The organism is Pseudodesulfovibrio hydrargyri (assembly GCF_001874525.1).
Lineage (GTDB): Bacteria > Desulfobacterota > Desulfovibrionia > Desulfovibrionales > Desulfovibrionaceae > Pseudodesulfovibrio > Pseudodesulfovibrio hydrargyri.
The window spans coordinates 2,771,086-2,788,506 of sequence record NZ_LKAQ01000004.1 but is presented as its reverse complement, the minus strand read 5'-3'; the positions used below and the strand labels follow the sequence as shown (position 1 = coordinate 2,788,506).

At 63.7% G+C, this 17,421-nt stretch carries 15 protein-coding genes; 4 read left to right on the top strand and 11 right to left on the bottom strand.

Annotation, left to right across the window (positions count from 1 at the left end):
* Positions 1-3: 3 nt before the first annotated feature.
* The 3 genes from BerOc1_RS17245 to BerOc1_RS17235 all read left to right on the top strand — a co-directional run bounded on the left by BerOc1_RS17245 (position 4) and on the right by BerOc1_RS17235 (position 2,909).
* On the top strand, positions 4-447 hold the full coding sequence (locus BerOc1_RS17245; protein WP_071546995.1) for a PPC domain-containing DNA-binding protein: 444 nt from the start codon (positions 4-6) through the stop codon (positions 445-447).
* A 5-nt stretch (positions 448-452) separates the two neighbouring features.
* The gene (gene lhgD / locus BerOc1_RS17240) at positions 453-1,649 is read left to right on the top strand and encodes an L-2-hydroxyglutarate dehydrogenase (RefSeq protein ID WP_071546994.1); all 1,197 of its coding nucleotides are present in this window, start codon (positions 453-455) and stop codon (positions 1,647-1,649) included.
* A 90-nt stretch (positions 1,650-1,739) separates the two neighbouring features.
* Positions 1,740-2,909 carry an NAD(P)H-dependent flavin oxidoreductase gene (locus BerOc1_RS17235; RefSeq protein WP_071546993.1) on the top strand — a complete coding sequence of 390 codons (1,170 nt, stop codon included), beginning with the start codon at positions 1,740-1,742 and terminating at the stop codon, positions 2,907-2,909.
* A 451-nt stretch (positions 2,910-3,360) separates the two neighbouring features.
* On the opposite strand, the gene BerOc1_RS17230 is transcribed toward BerOc1_RS17235, so the two are convergent.
* From BerOc1_RS17230 to ybgF, 9 genes are all read right to left on the bottom strand, one after another.
* Positions 3,361-3,867, bottom strand: a complete 507-nt coding sequence (locus BerOc1_RS17230; protein ID WP_071546992.1) for a peptidylprolyl isomerase — start codon at positions 3,865-3,867, stop codon at positions 3,361-3,363.
* Between the two features lie 13 nt (positions 3,868-3,880).
* Positions 3,881-4,831 (bottom strand): tyrosine recombinase XerC, encoded by a 951-nt coding sequence (xerC, locus tag BerOc1_RS17225; protein WP_071546991.1) that lies wholly within the window; start codon positions 4,829-4,831, stop codon positions 3,881-3,883.
* Positions 4,806-5,768, bottom strand: coding sequence for a GGDEF domain-containing response regulator (locus BerOc1_RS17220; RefSeq protein ID WP_071546990.1), 963 nt, complete (start codon positions 5,766-5,768; stop codon positions 4,806-4,808). The genes xerC and BerOc1_RS17220 overlap by 26 nt, the downstream gene beginning before the upstream one ends.
* A gap of 100 nt (positions 5,769-5,868) precedes the next feature.
* The gene (locus BerOc1_RS17215) at positions 5,869-8,292 is read right to left on the bottom strand and encodes a methyl-accepting chemotaxis protein (protein WP_071546989.1); all 2,424 of its coding nucleotides are present in this window, start codon (positions 8,290-8,292) and stop codon (positions 5,869-5,871) included.
* Positions 8,293-8,628: 336 nt separating this feature from the next.
* Entirely contained in the window at positions 8,629-9,465 is an 837-nt protein-coding gene (locus tag BerOc1_RS17210; protein ID WP_071547173.1) for an HDOD domain-containing protein, read from the bottom strand.
* Positions 9,466-9,467: 2 nt separating this feature from the next.
* On the bottom strand, positions 9,468-9,869 hold the full coding sequence (locus BerOc1_RS17205; protein ID WP_071546988.1) for a hypothetical protein: 402 nt from the start codon (positions 9,867-9,869) through the stop codon (positions 9,468-9,470).
* Between the two features lie 72 nt (positions 9,870-9,941).
* On the bottom strand, positions 9,942-10,214 hold the full coding sequence (locus BerOc1_RS17200; RefSeq protein WP_014320867.1) for a TMEM165/GDT1 family protein: 273 nt from the start codon (positions 10,212-10,214) through the stop codon (positions 9,942-9,944).
* 15 nt (positions 10,215-10,229) lie between these two features.
* On the bottom strand, positions 10,230-11,459 hold the full coding sequence (gene dprA, locus BerOc1_RS17195; RefSeq protein WP_071546987.1) for a DNA-processing protein DprA: 1,230 nt from the start codon (positions 11,457-11,459) through the stop codon (positions 10,230-10,232).
* A gap of 87 nt (positions 11,460-11,546) precedes the next feature.
* Entirely contained in the window at positions 11,547-12,449 is a 903-nt protein-coding gene (gene ybgF / locus BerOc1_RS17190; RefSeq protein WP_071546986.1) for a tol-pal system protein YbgF, read from the bottom strand.
* Positions 12,450-12,642: 193 nt separating this feature from the next.
* Between ybgF and BerOc1_RS17185 the strand changes: the two genes are divergently transcribed.
* Positions 12,643-13,569 (top strand): hypothetical protein, encoded by a 927-nt coding sequence (locus BerOc1_RS17185; protein WP_071546985.1) that lies wholly within the window; start codon positions 12,643-12,645, stop codon positions 13,567-13,569.
* A gap of 371 nt (positions 13,570-13,940) precedes the next feature.
* Here BerOc1_RS17185 and BerOc1_RS17180 read toward each other — a convergent pair whose 3' ends face one another.
* Entirely contained in the window at positions 13,941-16,931 is a 2,991-nt protein-coding gene (locus tag BerOc1_RS17180) for a chemotaxis protein CheA (protein WP_071546984.1), read from the bottom strand.
* A 92-nt stretch (positions 16,932-17,023) separates the two neighbouring features.
* Positions 17,024-17,392, bottom strand: coding sequence for a response regulator (locus BerOc1_RS17175; protein WP_071546983.1), 369 nt, complete (start codon positions 17,390-17,392; stop codon positions 17,024-17,026).
* Between the last annotated feature and the right edge of the window lie 29 nt (positions 17,393-17,421).

Below are 17,421 nucleotides of genomic sequence, written 5' to 3'. Positions count from 1 at the left end.
CCAATGCAGTACAGCCAAGGCAATGTGGGCAGGGTCTTCACCCTGCGCCTGGAAAGCGGTGAGCGGCTCCCGGACTGTCTCGAACAGTTCGCCAAGGAACACGAAATCAGGACCGCCCTGTGCACCTTCATCGGCGGCGCTGGCCAGGGCAACCTGGTGGCCGGGCCCAAGGACGGCGACTCCCCGATCATCGACCCCATCCTCTGCCCGGTACGTGGCGTCCACGAGGTGCTCGGCCTGGGCACCCTGTTCCCGGACGAGTCCGGCGCGCCGATCCTGCACATGCACGCGGCGCTCGGCCGCGACGGTGAGACACTGACCGGCTGCATCCGCCCCGGCCTGGACGTCTGGCTGGTGGGCGAGGTCGTCATCATGGAGCTTGAGGGCACCGGCATGCTGCGCAAGAAGGACCCGAAAAGCGGCCTTTCCCTGCTGACCAAGGAATAGGGCGCATGTACCGCGCGCATACCGTCATCTGCGGGGCGGGCATCCTCGGGCTGACCATCGCCCGGGAACTGATAGAGGCCGGCTGTGACGATGTCATCATCTTCGACAAGGAACCTTGCCTGGGCATGCACGCTTCGGGCCGCAACAGCGGCGTGCTCCACGCGGGCATCTACTACGATCCCGGCACGCTGAAGGCCAAGATGTGCCTGGAGGGCAACCGCCGCATGCAGGCCTACTGCGAGGAACGGGGGCTGCCCCTGTTCAAGTCCGGCAAGGTCATCGTGGCCCGCACCGAAGACGAACTGGACACCCTGGACGAACTCGAGCGACGGGCCACGGCCAACGGCGGCGTGGTCGAAATGATCGACGAAAAGCGGCTGGCCGAAATCGAGCCCAACGCCTTCACCGTGGGCCGCGCCCTGTACTCGCCCCTGACCAGCGTGGTCGACCCCAAGCGCATCCTTGCCGCCATGCGCGAGGAACTGGAGAACAGCGGCAGGGTCCGCTTCTTCTTCGACACCCGGTTCACCGGCACGGCCGGGCCGAACAAGGTCGCCACCTCCCAGGGCAGAATCGGCTACAAGCTGTTCATCAACGCGGCCGGAGCGTACAGCGACAAGGTGGCCCAGGCCTTCGGCATCGCCGGAGACTACCGACTGCTGCCCTTCAAGGGCATCTACCGCGTGCTCGCAAAGCCCGCCGCCGACCGCATTAAGGGTTCCATCTACCCGGTCCCGAACATCAAGAACCCGTTCCTGGGCGTGCACTTCACCCGTAGCGCGCACGGCGACGTGTACGTCGGCCCCACGGCCATCCCGGCCTTCGGGCGCGAGAACTACGGCATCCTCAAGGGGCTGGACCGCGAGGTCCTGAGCATCCTCTTCCGCGACATGCGCATGTTCATGGAAAACAAAAAGTTCCGGACCATCGCCCTGGAGGAGCCGCGCAAGTACTTCTTCAAGCACTTCTTCAACGACGCGGCCAAGCTGGTCAGGGAAATCGCCCCCGAAGACATGCTGCCCACGGCCAAGGCGGGCATACGGCCCCAGCTCGTGAATATCAAAACCAGCCAGCTGGTCATGGATTTCGTCATCGAGGAGGCGGAAAACAGCGTCCACATCCTCAATTCCATCTCTCCGGCCTTCACCAGCTCCATGTATTTCGCCGAATTGGTGGTCAAGGAACACGTCACCAATTCGTAACGTCTATTTGAAACATTCGTTTGTCTTGACTTGATCTTAAATTCAGAGCAAGGGACACCTAATTATCAGCTTTACGCGAGGTATATATAAATGAAACTTCCCAGTCTCAATTTCGGTGATATAACCGCCCGCCTGCCCATCATCCAGGGCGGCATGGGCGTGGGCATCTCCCTTTCCGGGCTGGCCAGCGCCGTGGCCAACGAAGGCGGCGTGGGCGTCATCGCCACCTCCATGATCGGCATGCGCGACCCGCAGCGCGCCAAGGACCCTGAAGGGGCCGACCGTCGCAGCCTCATCGATGAAATCCGCAAGGCGCGGGCCAAGATGACCGACGGGCTGCTCGGCGTGAACATCATGTGCGCCCTGACCAACTACGGCGACATGGTCCGCACCTCCATCCGCGAAAAGGTGGACGTGATCATCTCAGGCGCGGGCCTGCCGCTGGAAATGCCCAGATACCTGCGCGAGGTCTCCGACGAGATGAAGGAGGAACTGCGCACCAAGCTCGTGCCCATCGTCTCCTCGGGCCGCGCGGCCTCCATCCTCTGCCGCAAGTGGGCCAGCCGCTTCAACTACCTGCCCGACGGCTTCGTGGTCGAAGGCCCCAAGGCGGGCGGTCACCTCGGCTTCAAGGCCGAACAGATCGACGACCCCGAGTACCAGCTGGAAAACATCCTGGCCCAGGTGGTCGAAGCCGTTCAGCCCTACCGCGACAAGCACGAAAAGCCGATCCCGGTCATCGCCGCCGGCGGCGTGTACACCGGCGAGGACATTGCCCGCTACCTCGAGATGGGCGCCTCCGGCGTGCAGATGGGCACCCGGTTCGTGGCCACCGAGGAATGCGACGCGGACATGGCCTTCAAACAGGCCTACATCAACGCCAAGGCCGAGGACGTGACCATCATCAAAAGCCCGGTGGGCATGCCCGGCCGCGCCCTGAAGAACACCTTCCTCGACGCCGTGACCGCAGGCCTCAAGCACCCCAAGAAGTGCGTGCACAAATGCCTGCACTCCTGCGCCGAGGACAAGTCGCCCTACTGCATCGCCCAGGCCCTGGTCAACGCCTACAAGGGCAAGCTCAAGAACGGCTTCGCCTTCTGCGGAGCCAACGCCTACCTGGTGGACAAGATCATCACCGTCAAGGAACTGATGTCCTCCCTCAGCGAAGAGGCCGAACGCAAATACCAGGAAGTCGGCCAGAAAATCGCCGACACCAAGGAACAGGCCGCCCAACGCATCAAGGACGTCCTCAACAAGTAGCCTGACGTATTACTTGAATAAAAAGGCCGCCCAACGCATCAAGGACGTCCTCAACAAGTAGCCTGACGTATTACTTGAATAAAAAAAGCCGCCCAAATGGGCGGCTTTTTTTATTCAAGAATGCCTCCGGCGGCCAGAGGGGAAACTTTTGGAAAAGTTTCCCCTCTGGACTCCCCTTCCAAACTTTTTGTTGCCGCTTCGCGGGGTAGGGGTACATTTTTATACCCCCGACGCATAGGAGACCGCATGGGGGAGCGCTCTTCTTCTCTGAAAGGAATGAATCGAGTGCGCAGCACCCGACAACGGCTCAGTCCTCCGCGCTCGGAATAGGCTTTCGAGAGTGGGTCATATGTGCATTTTCTTCCGGGGGCTTTCACCGCAGCGTAGCCGTCTACGTGAGGATGGAAGCCCCCGGAAAAAATGTGCAGATGGCCCGCTATCGGAAGCCGCGCTACTCAAACCGGCGGGCGGTGATGATTGAGACGGGGTCTTTGGGGACGTCGTCGAAGCCCTGGTAGGAGTGGGTGCGGGTCTTGCTGATCTTTTCGGCCACGTTCATGCCGTCCGCAACCTCGCCGAACACGCAGTAGCCGAAGTTCTCGTCGTCCTCGCCGGTGTGGTCCAGGTCTGGGTTGTCGGCCACGTTGATGTAGAACTGGGAAGTGGCGCTGTGCGGCTCGGGCAGGCGGCCCATGGCCACGGTGCCCTTGACGTTCTTCAGGCCGTTGGTGGCCTCGTTCTCGATGGGCTCACGGGTTTCCTTTTCCTGCATGGAAAAGGTCAGGCCGCCGGTCTGGATCATGAATCCCTTGATGACCCGGTGGAACAGGGTGCCGTCGTAGAACTCGTCGTCCACGTACTGGAGGAAGTTCTCCACGGTCTTCGGGGCCTTGTCAGGGAAAAGTTCGATCAGTATTTCGCCTTCCGGGGTTTCCAGAAGGACCAGGGGATTGTCCATGGGTGGTCTCCGTTCAGTCTTTGTCGGTATCGGTTTTACGCTCGCCCGCCAGCGGGTGCGCGTGGTCGTATACCTGCATGATGCGCTGCATGTCCAGATGCGTGTAGCGCTGGGTCGTGGTCAGGTTCTCGTGGCCGAGCAACTCCTGCACGCTGCGCAGGTCGGCCCCGGCCTCGAGCATGTGGGTGGCGAAACTGTGGCGGAGCATGTGCGGATGCACGTCCTTGGGCAGCCCGGCCAGTTTGGCGAGCTTGGCCACGATGCGGTTGGCCTGGCGGCGGTCCAGCCGCTTGCCCGCGCGGGAGCTGAGGAACAGGGCCTGCTCGGCGTAGTTGTCGTGAAGAAAGGCGTGGCGCTGCCCCATGTAGCGGCGGATGCGCTCGACGGCCGCATCGGACAGGGGCACTATGCGCTCCTTGCTGCCCTTGCCGGTGACGCGGATCACGTCGGAGTCCACGTCGTTGAGGTCCAGCCCGATGGCTTCGCTGATGCGCAGCCCCGAGCCGTAGAGCAGCTCGGCCAGGGCGACGTCGCGCAGCCCCTCGGGGTCCGGGTCCACCCGCGCCTCCATGAGGGCGACGGCCTGGTCCACGTTGAGCACCTGCGGGTGGCGCTTTTCCTGCTTGGGATTGCGGATACCCGCGGCCGGGTCCTTGGTGATGAGCTTGTGGCGCAGGAGATACTTGAAATAGGCGCGCAGGCTGGACAGTTTGCGGCCCATGGAGGTCTTGGTCAGCTGCCTGCGATGCAGTTCGGCCAGAAAGGCGCGGACATGGTCGCGGTTGAGCCGGACCGGGCGCTCCAGGGTGACCTTGCGGCCCTTGAGGAATTCCTCGAACTGGTCGAGATCCGTGGAATAGGAGCGGATGGTGGCCGGGGAATACCCCTTCTCCACCTCCAGGTAGGCGAGGAACCCCCGGACGAGTTCGCCCTGCTGATTACGATTGGCGTCGGTCGATGACATAGCTGCTCTTCGGGTCCTCCTTGGCCTTTTTCTTCAGTTCCATGGCGATGGCCGAGACCTCGCCGTAATGTGCGATGCGCTGGTCGGTGTTGACCACCACGGCCAGGGAGATGGCCATGAGCGGAAAGACCTTGGTGTTCCCCTCCCGGTCCACGGAGGTGATGTTGCCGCGCTTGCGGTCGTCGGGGTCGTAGAAATGGGGCACGATCTCGTCGAACGCCTTGATGATCCGCCTGCAGGCGTCCTCGACTTTGTCCGGCGGCAGGATGAAGACGAAGTCGTCACCGCCCACGTGGCCCACGAAGCTCAGGACGCCCTGGTAGCTGCGGATGGTGTTGACGATGACCCGGGCGGCCATCATGAGCACTTCGTCCCCGCGCGAGAAGCCGTACTTGTCGTTGTAGGACTTGAAATAGTCGAGGTCGCAGTATGCCAGGGCGAAGTCGTCGCCGTTGTCAATGAGCTGCTGGATGCGCTGGATGATGGAGGTGTTGCCCGGCAGCTTGGACAGCGGGTTGGCGTCCAGGGCGCGCATGGCCCGGCACAGGGTCAAGTTGATGCGGTCGCGCACCTCGGACGGGTTGAAGGGCCGGACCAGGAAGTCGTCCACCTCGATCTGGTTCCAGTTCCACGGCTCCTCCACATCCACCGGGTCCACGCACATGACCACCGGGAGCTGGCGGTAGACGTTCTCGCTCTTGACCAGGTTGGCCACCTCGCGGCCGGAGATGTCGGACAAGCGGTTGTCCACCACGAGCAGGTCCGGCGGGTCGGTGAACATCAGCTCGATGGCCCGCGCGCCCCTGTCGAAGACCCTGAACTCCAGGACCTCCGGAGACCAGAGTTTTTGCAGCATCTCGGCCAGGGACTTGTCCGGGGAGAGCAAAAAGCCCGTCTGCTTGCGCTGGAACAGGGATTCTTCAAGGGTCTGGTTCATCTTCGGAATCTAGCACCGGTCCGGGGGCGCGTCAAAGCAAGAACCCTCCCATCCGGACCGGACGGGAGGGTTCTTTTATACATATTGGCGGGCGTCCGGCCTAGTCGTCGTCCTGGCCGATGCGCGTGGTGATCTGCTTGAGTTCCTCGGCCAGCCGGGCCAGATCGCTCACGGCGGTGGTCGATTCGGTCATGGCCGCGGCGATGCCGTTGGACACCTCGTTGACCTCCTCCACGCTGCGGCTGACCTCGGAGGTGGTCGCGGCCTGCTCCTCGGAGGCGGTGGCGATGCTGCGGATCTGGTCGTCGGCCACCTTGACCACCTTGAGGATGTCGTCCAGGGCCTCACCTGCCTTGGCGGCCAGGTCCGTGGACTCGTCGATGGCCTCGGTGGCGCTCTGGAAGGCGGCCAGGTTACGGCGGGTACCGTCCTGGATGGACTTGATGGCCCCGCCCACCTCCTGGGTGGCGTTCATGGTCTTTTCGGCCAGCTTGCGGACCTCGTCGGCGACCACGGCGAAGCCGCGCCCGGCGTCGCCCGCCCGGGCGGCCTCGATGGCCGCGTTGAGCGCGAGCAGGTTGGTCTGATCCGCGATGTCGGAGATGACGGTCATGATCGCGCCAATGGCCTCCACCTCGGTGCCGAGGTCGCGGATGTTGCGGTCCACCAGCCCGGCGCGTTCACGCAGCTGTTCGATGGAATTGACCACGGCCGTGACCACCTCGCCGCCCCGAGTGGCGTTCTCGCGCATCTCGTCCGCGTTCTGGGCGGCGTTGGAGGCGTTGCGGGCGATCTCGAGCACGGTGGCGTTCATCTGCTCCATGGCCGAGGCCACGTCCCCGGACATGGCCTGCTGGCGTTCCGCGCCCTGAGTGGTCTGCTCCACCTGGGCGGCCAGCTCCTGGGAGGCGGCGGACAACATGGTGGCCACGGAATCGGCCTGAGTGGCGGTTTCGAGCATCTCGCGCTGGACCCGACGGATTTCGGTCTGGTCCATGATGACCTTGACCGCGCCGAGCACCTCGCCCTTCTCGTCGCGAAGGGGCATGCCGAAATAGTCGATCTCCATGGACCGGGAGCCGGGGTGCGCCTCGGTGTTGGAGGCGACCATCTCCCCGCTGCGCATGGCCTTGTCGCAGGCGCATTTTTCCGGATTGCAGTCGCCGGTCAGGAAGTAGTCGGAGCAGGTGGTCCCGGTAAGTTCCTCCAAATCGGCCCCGCCCAGGGCCGCGCCCGCCTTGTTCATGAACAGGATGGTGTGGTCCTTGGAAATGGCCATCAGCGGCAGGGGCAATTCGTCGAGCAGGTTGACCATGCCGTCGAGCATGTAGTTGGAGCCGTTGATCAGCCCGGCGAAATCGCCTTCGAATCCTTGGGCGTCGCCCCGTTCGTTGAAGTGGCCGCGCTCGATCAGACGGGCCACCTCGGCGAAGTTTCCGGTCATGGCCCGCACGGTCCGGCGGATGTCGATGAGCGCGGACTGCATGCTGGCGATCTCGTCGCCGTTCTCGTTCTGTTTGTAGACCTGGGCCAGATCGCCGTGTGCCGTGGCCTCGGCCATGGCCACGGTCTTCTTGACCGGGCGGAAAACGAATATGGCCAGCATGAGGTGGACCAGGAGCATGACCGCCAGGATCAGCCCGACGCCGACCATCTGCATGACCTGGCCCTGCCGGGCGGCCACGGCGGCGATGTCGTCCACCGAGGCGCTCATGCACACGAACCAGCCGGTCACCGGGTCCTGGGCCACGGCCATGAACTTGCGGGCCCCCTCCCACTCGTAGGCGACGACCCCTTCCTTCTTCTCCATGGCCGTCTTGATGAACTCGAACCCGCTGGCGTCCTTGCGGAACTGCTTGTCGTCCGGGTGGTGGATGAAGCGGCCGTCGCCATCCAGGACATAGCCGTAGCCGTTTTGGCCGATGTGGACCGGAGAGACGAACTGCTTCACGAAGGCATCCCAGGAGCAGAACAGGACCACCCCGCCGCGCACCTGGCCCTCGCCGTCGCGGATGGGATAGCTGATGCTGAAGATATGCGCCCCGGACTTGCGATCCGAGACGATGGTCTTGTCCATGACCCCGGTGTCGTTGCCCTTGAGCACTTCCTTGGCGAAGTGACGGGACGCGACGTAGAGCCCGACCATTTTGACGTCGTTGGAATTGGCCCCGGCCTTGACCTGGCCCCTGGCGTCGAAGACCTCGACGCCCCAGACATTGGGGTTGGTCTTGACCACGGTGTCGCAGGCCCGCTGGGCCGCCTCGGTGGCGTCCTGCACCGCGGCGAGCATGTCCGGGTTCCCGGCCAGTATCCGGGCCATGGACCGCTGGTCCCTGAGGAACATGCTCAAGGAACGGGCGGCGGACACCGCCTGTTCCTGGGCCGTGCTTTCGGTGGCCGAATAGGCCATGTCGAAAGTGGACTCGGTAACGTAGTAGACCAGACCGCCGATGCCCGCCACGATGACCAGGCACAGGGGGATGAGCAGCTTAAGAGATAGCCGCCGTCGAATGAATGAAAGCATGCACCGCCTCACAATGCTTTGAAAGGAAAACGCCGCCGAGAACGGATGCGCCCGGCATCAGGGCCTTCGCTCGGATCACGAATATGTCAGCCCCTCCCCCACAGGCAGACCAACGTACTTTTTATATCCAGCACCCGGCCCTATGCGACGTAAATATCTCCGTTAATCTGATAACTTAACGACATTGATTGGTCAATCACAGAAGTAGGAATCATTCTTGTTTACTAGTTTTCCACAGCTAAGTTATGTGATTATCGAACGAAAAAAAATGGCCGGTCGTCACCTTGCGGGAACAACCAGCCAAATCGTAGGCTCAAATCTGACAAAAAAGAAAAATCAGAAGGTCACATCCGAAACTTCGAGGAGTTGCCCGGTCATTTCGTCCATGACCTTGTCCAAGTCGCTCATGCGGAACTTGAGTTCGATGAGGGCCTCGGGCCTGAGGTAGGCGGTCTGGTCGTCCCCGGAGTTTCCGAACTCCAGTAAACGGACCAGAAAATCGGCAAGGTGGACCACGCAGGACATGGGCTTGTAGAACTCGGCCAACTGCGGGGCGTGGTGGCGGGTCATGGCTTCGCGGATGTTCGGCGGCAGCCCCCAGTGGCGGGCAAGCCAGGCGTTGATCCGGTCGTGGCCGAAGCCGAGCACATCCTTCTCGGCCTGGAAGTAGGTCAGATCCTTGGCCTTGACCGTGTCGAGGATGGCCGTGTGGGTGTCCGGCAGCTGGACGGCGGTGACCACCTTGCCCAGGTCGTGGAGCAACCCGGCCACGGCGTACTCCTCCGGATCCTCGAATCCGGCCCGGCGGGCGATGATGTTGCAGGCCGTGGCGCAGCCCAGCGAGTGCTCCCACAGCCCCTTCATGGCCTGGACCATCATGTCGAAGACCGAGGTGGAGATGATGATCCCGCGCACCACGTTGAAGCCGAGCAGGACCAGAGCGTGCTGAATGGAACTGATCCGGCCGGGGAAGCCGTAAATGGGCGAATTGACCATCTTGAGCACCTTGGCCGACAGGACCTGGTCCGTGGCGATGACCTTGGCGATGGCCTCGGTCGATGCGTCCGGGTCCTCCACCAGTTGGGTGATCTTGTCCAGGACGTTGGGCAGGGTCGGCAGGTCCTTGACCTGGAGAATCTCCCCCTTGACCCGGGTTTTCAGATCGTCGTCCACGCTCATGCCTCTTCTCCGTCGTTGCCGCCGTCCGCAACGGACTCCTCGCCCGAGGCCCCGGCCCGCACGGCCCGCATCTTGGCCTCCTGGGCGGCGGCCTTGATCTGGAAATACTGGCGCATGCGTTCCCGGACCCGGATCATCCACTTGTCCTCACCGTAGCGCCGGAACAGATGGTCCAGCCGGTCCAGGCGCTCGCCCCAATGCGTCCCGGCCCCGGCCCCGCCCATTTCCACGGGATGGCCCTGCACGGTGATGCGCTCGATGTTCATGCCCTCCAGCCGCGAAATGAGGCTGTCGGTCAACTCCATGCCCTCGGCCATGATGGTCATGCCGTTTTCCCTGGTCACGGCCTTGGCCAGCTTCATGCCCGGGGCGGCGAGGTTGATGGGTATCTTCTGCATGGCGTTCCGGTCAGGGGGTGGGGATTCCGGATTGAAAATACACTGCGGTCCGGCTTCCCACAACCCCGCTTGTCAAATCTTGTCAAAGAAGATCAGACAACCCATGACCACGAAGGCCACGGCCGCTATCTTCTTGATGATGTCCGTGGGCACGTACTGGCAGATGAACTGGGCGAACATAACCCCCAGGAAGCTGACCAGGACCAGGGCCAGGGACGAACCCAGGAACACGGTCCAGGGTTTCTGGGTCTTGGCCGTCATGAGCATGCAGGCGAGCTGCGTCTTGTCGCCGAGTTCGGCCACGAACAGGGTGCCGAAAGTGGTGGCAAGCAGTTTCCAATCCATAATAACCTCAAATAGTTAGTCTTCCCTGGCCAGATACCACATGCCGGGCAGCTGCCGCACGGCGCCGCGCATCTCCAGCAGGAGCAGGACCCGGCTGACCGTGGACGAATCCCAGCCGAGTTCCCGGCCCAGGGCGTCTATGTGCATCTTGTCGGCGTCGTCGAGCATGTCCAGGACGCGTTTTTCGTCCGGGCTCAGCCCCATGGCCTCCCGATCCACGAGAGGCGACCGCCGCCGTTGCCTCCGTTCCGCTCCTTCAACGGGCGCGGTGGATGCCTTCTTCTTTTTGACTACGGCACGTTCCACGTCAACCCCGTTTTCCGTATCTTCCGCATCGGGGTCGGGCACCTCCGCCAACTCGCGGGCGAAATCGAAGCGCAGAATCTCGACGATGTCCGAGGCGGACTCCACCAGGGCGGCCCCCTGCTTGATCAGCCTGTGGCAGCCGGTGAAGGTCGGCTGGCCTATGGGGCCGGGCACGGCGAACACGTCCCTGCCCTGCTCCCCGGCCAGCCGGGCGGTGATCAGGCTGCCGCTGTTGTGGGCGGCCTCGGCCACCAGCACCCCCAGCGACAGCCCGCTGATGAGCCGGTTGCGCACCGGGAAATGTCCGCCCCTGGGCTTCACGCCGGGCCCGTATTCGCTGACAACTAGTCCTTTTGCGTAAAGCTCGCCGCGCACGTCCGCGTTGCCCTGGGGATACTCCACATCCAGGCCGCAGCCGAGCACCGCGATGGACGAGCCCACGCCCTTGAGCCCGCCCAGGTGGGCCTGCCGATCGATGCCCAGCGCCAGCCCGGAGACCACGGTGATGCCGATCTTCGAGAGCTGCGCGCTGATCCGCCCGGCGGTTTCCAGTCCCAACCGGGTGCACTCCCTGGCGCCGACCACGGCCACGCCCGGATTGCCGAGCAGGGACGCGTCCCCGCGCAGATACAACATGGCCGGGGGATCGGGAATCTCCTTCAGGCGCTCGGGGAACCGGGGATCGAACCAGGTGACCACGTCCATCCCCGACCGCCGGGCCTCCTTGTATTCGGCCTCGGCCTTTTCCCGCCAGACCTCCGCCGCGCAGGCCCTGGCCTGAGCCTTGGACGACAGTTCCCGGTCGTGCCAGGATGCCGCGTCGCGCACCGCCTCATAGGCGCTCGGAAACGCGGCAAACAGCTCCCGCCACACCTTGGGCCCCAGCCGGGGGGTGTGCTTCAGGGCCAGACAGGCGAAGAATTCTTGTTGCAGGTCCATGGGCCCGCCGATCCTCTTCGAAAAAAGACAAGGCCGGGCCCCTCGGGGAGACCGGCCTTACGGGAAAAACAAGGGCGGGACGGCGGGCTAGCCGCCCAGCCGGGCCAATTCCTTGCGCCCGAGCCCGGCGGCGGATGACTCGGGGAAATCCTCCACCAGGGCGCGCAGATAGAAAATCGCGTTGTCCGGGTCGCCCACCCGGTCGTAGGACATGCCGATCTTGAGCAGGGCCGCAGCGGCCTTGTCGTGCTTGGGAAACCTGCCCGTGACCTCCTTGAAGGCCAGGATGGCCTGGGCGTAATTCCGCTCGGAATAATAGGTCTCCCCCTTCCAGTACAGGGCGTTGGCCGCCAGATCGTCGTGCGGGTACTTGGCCGTGAACTCGTCAAAAGTGGCCCGAGCGGCCTGGAACTGACCCGCGTTGTACTGGCCGTACCCCCGCTCGTACAGCGCCTTGGCGCCGGATGCCCTGGGCGCGGGTTTCGCGGGTTTGGGCGTCGGCTTGGCAACGGCCGGGGCCGGTTTGGGGGCCTGGGCGCGGGTGATCACCTCGGGTTCGGGGATGGTCTGGGGCGGTTCAGGCACGGCGGGCGGCTCGGGCACCTTGGCCCACGGCTTTTCCGCGTCGTTCTCCACCTTGGGAGCGTCCTTTTCCGCGTTTTTGCCGCCCTCCACCCAGCCGTCCTCCTCGGGTTGGAGGTCCGAGGACCAGGTCTCGCCGCGCGGCGCGTCGGACGGAGCCTGCCCGCCGCGCAGGGCGGCCAGTTCGGCCTCCACCTCGGCCATGCGCTTCTCCAGCTTCTCACGCGAGCGCGCGTCCTCGTCGGCCATCTTGCGCTGTTGCTCGCGGAAGTTCAGGAAACTCTCCTCAAGGCTCTTGATGCGCCACTCGGTGCTCGCCGACTCGGTCTCGGCACTCTTCTGCGAGGTTATGCAGCCCACCAGGGGCAGGCAGAAGGCGGCAAGCAGAAGAAGTTTCAGGCATTTCATCGGGGAGGTCTCCGCGCGGTCTCGTTTGGGCGTTTCATAGGCAATAGGCGATACCCGGACTTTTTGCAAGGAATCTGACGGACATCATGCCCTTCTACCCGGGAAATGCGCCCTTGCGCGCAGCTCGTTTTTCAGGCAAAAAAGCGCCCACGGGGCACGGTCCGTCCCGCAACCTACCGGAGTCCGATCGACCATGAGCACCCAAGAAACCCTGACCCTCATCGCCTACATGCTGGCCCCGGCCTTTTTCAGCCTGCTCGGCATGGCGGCCCTCGGCAGCCCGGCCATCGCGGTCCTGGGCGAAATCTCGGCCAAGACCCGCCAAAAAGTCTTCTTCGACAAATACGGCCAGCAGACCGCCGCCATGGGTCTGATCCTGACCGTGGCCCTGATCCTCATCGGGGGCGCCTCCTTCGGCCTCGCCATGGTCAAGTTCCCGAAACTGTTCCAGGCCTACTTCACCCCGGGCTCGCCCTTCTTCCAGGGCATGCTGGCCTTCGGCGTGTTCCTGGTGGCAGGTCTGCTCTATTTCACCACCTGGAAAAAACTGCGCTCGGCCAAGGCCGCCCACATCGCCCTCGGGCTGGTGGCCACCTTCGGCGCGCTCATCGGCCTGGCCGTCATCATCCCGGCCAAGCTGCTCTTCAACTTCTCCCTGAACGGGTCGACCGGCGACGCCCTGACCAACACCGCCATCCTGGCCCAGCCCATGTCCGCCATGTACGCCCTGCTCGTCCTGTCGGCCGCCGCGGCCCTTTCCCTGGGCTACCTCGTCCTGCGTCGCAAAAAGGACGACTTCGGGCGCGACTACTACGGCTTCGCCCTGCGCATGGCCGCCCGCTGGGCCCTGCTGCCCATGATCGGCTTTCTCGGCTGCCAGGGCTGGCTCTACTCCCGGCTGCCCGCCGACATCCAGACCCTCATCCTGGGCACCCCCCTGGCCTTTGTCTGGACCGCCCTGGTGTGCATAGGCGCCGTCTGCTGCTTCATCTGGCTGTTCCTGAGCCGCAGCGAATCGCCCATGCGCTTCAAGGGCCTCGCCGTCCTGACCATCGCCCTCTTCTGGGTCATGCACGCCCTCAACGTCACCCTGTTCGTCAACTTCATGACCATGCTGTAGGCGACGGAACAGACGACGCAAAAAGGCCGGGGAGCATTGCTCCCCGGCCTTTTTGCGTGTGCCGCACATTGTCAAAAGATGCCTCCGGCGGCTTAAGAACCTCTTGGAAGAGGTTCTTAAGAATCTCCAGAACTTTTTGTGCCGCTTCGCGGAGGCCGTGGGAACGCGTCCAACCCTCCTTCTTCCATCGCCCGGCCGCGCACTCACAAAATCAGGCGAAAAGCACAGCACACCTTTACCCACAGCTCACGCGAAGCGTATACAAAAGATTTGGGAGGGGAGAGAGGATGGGGGGTTCGGGGGAAGGAGAGAGGGGAACCCTTTTCCCAAAGGGTTCCCCTCTCTCCTTCCCCCGGCCGCCGGAGGCTCTTCTACTTGCCGTTGATCGCGCCGCTTACGACCAGGGGTTCCTTGCGGCCGAGCTGGGTGGACAGGCTGTAGATCTCGTGGGGATCGAGGATGAGGACCACGGAGCCGTCGCCCATGATGGTCGCGCCGGACAATCCCTTGAGATTGAAGTTGTTCAGGTACTGGCCGAGCGGTTTGATGACGATCTCCTGGCGTTCCAGGAGGCGGTCCACCACCAGGCCGAGCCGACGGTCGTTGTCCTGGATGACGACCATGGGCAGGACGTCGCGTTCGTCCATGGACTGGGGCATGTCGAGCAGTTCGGCCAGTTCGACGATGCCGAGGACTTCGCCGCGCAGGGTGACGGCCTTGCGGTTGTTGACGTCCGAGAGCTTTTCGACCTCGATCTTGGTGGTCTCGGACACCGCGTCCAGGGGGATGGCGAAGGTGTCGCCGCCGACCTGGACCATGAGCGCGTCGATGATGGCCAGGGTCAGGGGCAGGGTCAGGGTCAGCTTGGACCCCTTGCCCACTTCGGACTGGGTGTTCACGCTGCCCTTGAGGTTCTTGATGTTGGTCTTGACCACATCCATGCCCACGCCGCGCCCGGAGATGTCCGTGACCTTTTCGGCGGACGAGAAGCCCGGGGCGAAGATCAGGTCCAGGGCCTCGCGGTCGTCCATGGCGTTGGCCTCTTCCTGGGTGATGACGCCCTTGCGCACCGCCACGTCCTTGAGCTTTTCCGGATCCATGCCCCGTCCGTCGTCCTCGACCTCGATGGCAACGGAGTTGCCTTTGTGGTAGGCCCGCAGCCACACGTGGCCCTTGGGCTTCTTGCCCGCCGCGATACGGGTCTCCTCGTCCTCGAGGCCGTGGTCGACCGCGTTGCGCACGAGGTGGACCAGCGGATCGCCGATCTCCTCGACCACGGACTTGTCGAATTCGGTCTCCTCGCCTTCCATGATCAACTCCACCTGTTTGCCGGACTTGCGGCTCAGGTCCCGGACAAGGCGGGGGAAGCGGGAAAAGACGGTCTGTACCGGGACCATGCGGACCTTCATGATCGTGTCCTGCAGGTCGTCGGAAATACGGGCCATGGCGTAGGTGGTCTCGGTGAGCTGCTGGGCGACCACATGCACATCCTCCTGGCCCTCCTCCAAGGCGCGGGCGAGCATGGCGTAGCGGTTGCGGTTGATGATCAGCTCGCCGATGACGTTCATCAGGTGGTCCAGCTTGTGATGATCCACTCGGATGGTGCTCGACGCCTTGGGCTTGGCCGGAGCCTGGGCCTGGCTGGGGGTGTTCTTTGCGGCCGTGGTGGGCATGGTCGTCTTTGCCGCCGGAGCGGGCTTGGCTGCGGGTTTGGCCGCGGGCGGCGCGGCCGGAGCGGGCTTGGCCTCGACGCGCGGCCTGGGAGCCGGGGCCGGAGCCGGTTTCGGTGCGGACGCCGGTTTGGGGGCCGGTTCGCGGCGGGGAGCCGAGGCCGCGGCCTTGGGTTTGGCCTCGGGTGCACCCTTGGCTGCCGGTTCGGATAAGACGGCGCCGGGCAAGGTGTCAATAGCCGCGGTGATCATGTCCTTGAGAATAGCGTATTCCTGCTCGAGGATATCGAGCATCAGCGAAAAATCCATGTCCGAATTGCGGGCCTGGTCCACCAGCCCCACGGTCCGGCCCGCGTACTCCTTGATCTCGTCGAACCCCATGTATCCCGTGGAGTTCTGGATGGTCTGGAAGGTCCGGAACAGGCCGTCGACGATGTCCTTCTGTCCGGCGTCCTCGCGGAGCAGCTTGAAGGCCACGATCACAGCCTCGAACTGCTGCTCGATGGTCTGGACGAACAGAGCCACGTCCTCGGGGTCGTACTCGGGCGCCGGCGTTGCGGACTCGGCCGCCGGAGCCGCAGGCTCGACGTCGGCCGCAGCCGCAGCCTTGGGAGCGGGCTCGTCCGGTTCAGCGGCCTGATCGGGCGCGGTCTCGGCGGCCTGCCTGGCCACGGGCACTATGCCGCTGACCGCGTCCACGTTGCCGTCCTCGGTGACCTTCCTGAGCACTTGGACCATGACGCTGGTGTCCAGCGGCTCCACCCGGCTGGTCTCGGTGTCCACCTTGGAGACCAGGGCCTCGATGAGATCCACGGCCGAAAGGAGCAGGTCGATGAGCCCCTGGCTGGAGGCGATCTCGCCCTTGCGGACCTTGTTCAGCAGGGTTTCGGCCTCGTGGGTCAGGGAGTTGAGCTCCTTGAATCCGATGATGCCGCTGTTGCCCTTGAGGTTGTGGAAATACCGGAAGGTGTCGTTGATCAACTCGTCGTTCCCGCCCGGGTCCCCTTCCAGGGCCAGGAGACAGCGGTTCAGGTTCTCGACGATCTCCTGCGCCTCTTCGAGAAAGTCGGCCAGATGGCCTTCGCCGACGGTGGTCAGGGCATAGGGAGTGGGGTCGAAGTCGGGATCGGGTTGCGGGTGAAAAGCGGTCATGTCGGCGTCCCCGGCGTCTTCCGCCGCCACGGCGGGTTCTTGTTCGATGTATTCGGGCTCGGCAACGGCTTCCTCGGCGGGCGCTTCGGATGTTTCGACCGTCTCGGCCTGGGGTTCGGGTTCGTCCCCGCCCTCGGCCGAAAGCTGGCCGAGCAGGGCCGCCTCGATCCGGGCGATAATGGGCGCGGTGTCCACATCGCCCTCCACCCCGCTGGTCTCCAGGTTGTCCACCATGGTCCGCAGGGCGTCGGTGGCCGAGAGGATCAGATCCATGATGGCCCCGGTCACGCGCATGGACCCCTGGCGCAGTTCGTCCAGGATGTTCTCGGCCTTGTGGGCAAGCCCGTTGATCTTGTTCAGGCCGAGAAAGCCCGATGCCCCCTTGAGGGAGTGCATGGGCCTGAAAATCTCGTTGAGGAGTCCGAGGTTGTCGGGGCTCTTCTCCAACTCGAGCAGGTTGGGCTCGATGGTCTCCAAGTGCTCTTTGGCTTCAATGAAAAAGTCGGATAAGATTTCCGGATCGAGAAAGTCCTGGCTCATCGAAGTTCCTCATGCGGCAACGGGGCTCTGTTGGCGGGCCCGTATCCCCTGCCGCGTCGGTTGCGTTATATCGCCGTCCCGCGCGCGGACGGCTACCCCAGCAGCATCTTGACGTTCCGGACAAGCTTTTCCGGCTGGGCGGGTTTGATCATGTACAGATTCGCCCCCACGGTCAATCCCGTCTGGATGTCCTTGTCCTGGCCCTCGGTGGACAGCACCACGATGGGGATGTCCCGGTAGGCGGCCTGTTCCCGGACCGTCTTGATGAAGGTCAGCCCGTCCATGCGGGGCATGTTCACGTCGGACACGATCAGGTCGACCTCGGACAGGCTGTACAGCTTTTCCAGGCCGTCCAGGCCGTCCTCGGCCGTGGTCACCTTGAACCCTTCCTTCTTCATGATGAAGGCCACCAGGTTCCTGACGGTCTTCGAATCGTCCACTATGAGAATATGTTTAGGCATAACTCCCCCTGATTAGCACGGCAGGCGTC

Bases quoted from the DNA above. Each gene is read 5' to 3' on its own strand.
- BerOc1_RS17245 (WP_071546995.1), top strand. From the start codon at position 4: ATGCAGTACAGCCAAGGCAATGTGGGCAGGGTCTTCACCCTGCGCCTG.
- lhgD (WP_071546994.1), top strand. From the start codon at position 453: ATGTACCGCGCGCATACCGTCATCTGCGGGGCGGGCATCCTCGGGCTG.
- BerOc1_RS17235 (WP_071546993.1), top strand. From the start codon at position 1,740: ATGAAACTTCCCAGTCTCAATTTCGGTGATATAACCGCCCGCCTGCCC.
- BerOc1_RS17230 (WP_071546992.1), bottom strand. From the start codon at position 3,867: ATGGACAATCCCCTGGTCCTTCTGGAAACCCCGGAAGGCGAAATACTG.
- xerC (WP_071546991.1), bottom strand. From the start codon at position 4,831: ATGTCATCGACCGACGCCAATCGTAATCAGCAGGGCGAACTCGTCCGG.
- BerOc1_RS17220 (WP_071546990.1), bottom strand. From the start codon at position 5,768: ATGAACCAGACCCTTGAAGAATCCCTGTTCCAGCGCAAGCAGACGGGC.
- BerOc1_RS17215 (WP_071546989.1), bottom strand. From the start codon at position 8,292: ATGCTTTCATTCATTCGACGGCGGCTATCTCTTAAGCTGCTCATCCCC.
- BerOc1_RS17205 (WP_071546988.1), bottom strand. From the start codon at position 9,869: ATGCAGAAGATACCCATCAACCTCGCCGCCCCGGGCATGAAGCTGGCC.
- BerOc1_RS17200 (WP_014320867.1), bottom strand. From the start codon at position 10,214: ATGGATTGGAAACTGCTTGCCACCACTTTCGGCACCCTGTTCGTGGCC.
- dprA (WP_071546987.1), bottom strand. From the start codon at position 11,459: ATGGACCTGCAACAAGAATTCTTCGCCTGTCTGGCCCTGAAGCACACC.
- ybgF (WP_071546986.1), bottom strand. From the start codon at position 12,449: ATGAAATGCCTGAAACTTCTTCTGCTTGCCGCCTTCTGCCTGCCCCTG.
- BerOc1_RS17185 (WP_071546985.1), top strand. From the start codon at position 12,643: ATGAGCACCCAAGAAACCCTGACCCTCATCGCCTACATGCTGGCCCCG.
- BerOc1_RS17180 (WP_071546984.1), bottom strand. From the start codon at position 16,931: ATGAGCCAGGACTTTCTCGATCCGGAAATCTTATCCGACTTTTTCATT.
- BerOc1_RS17175 (WP_071546983.1), bottom strand. From the start codon at position 17,392: ATGCCTAAACATATTCTCATAGTGGACGATTCGAAGACCGTCAGGAAC.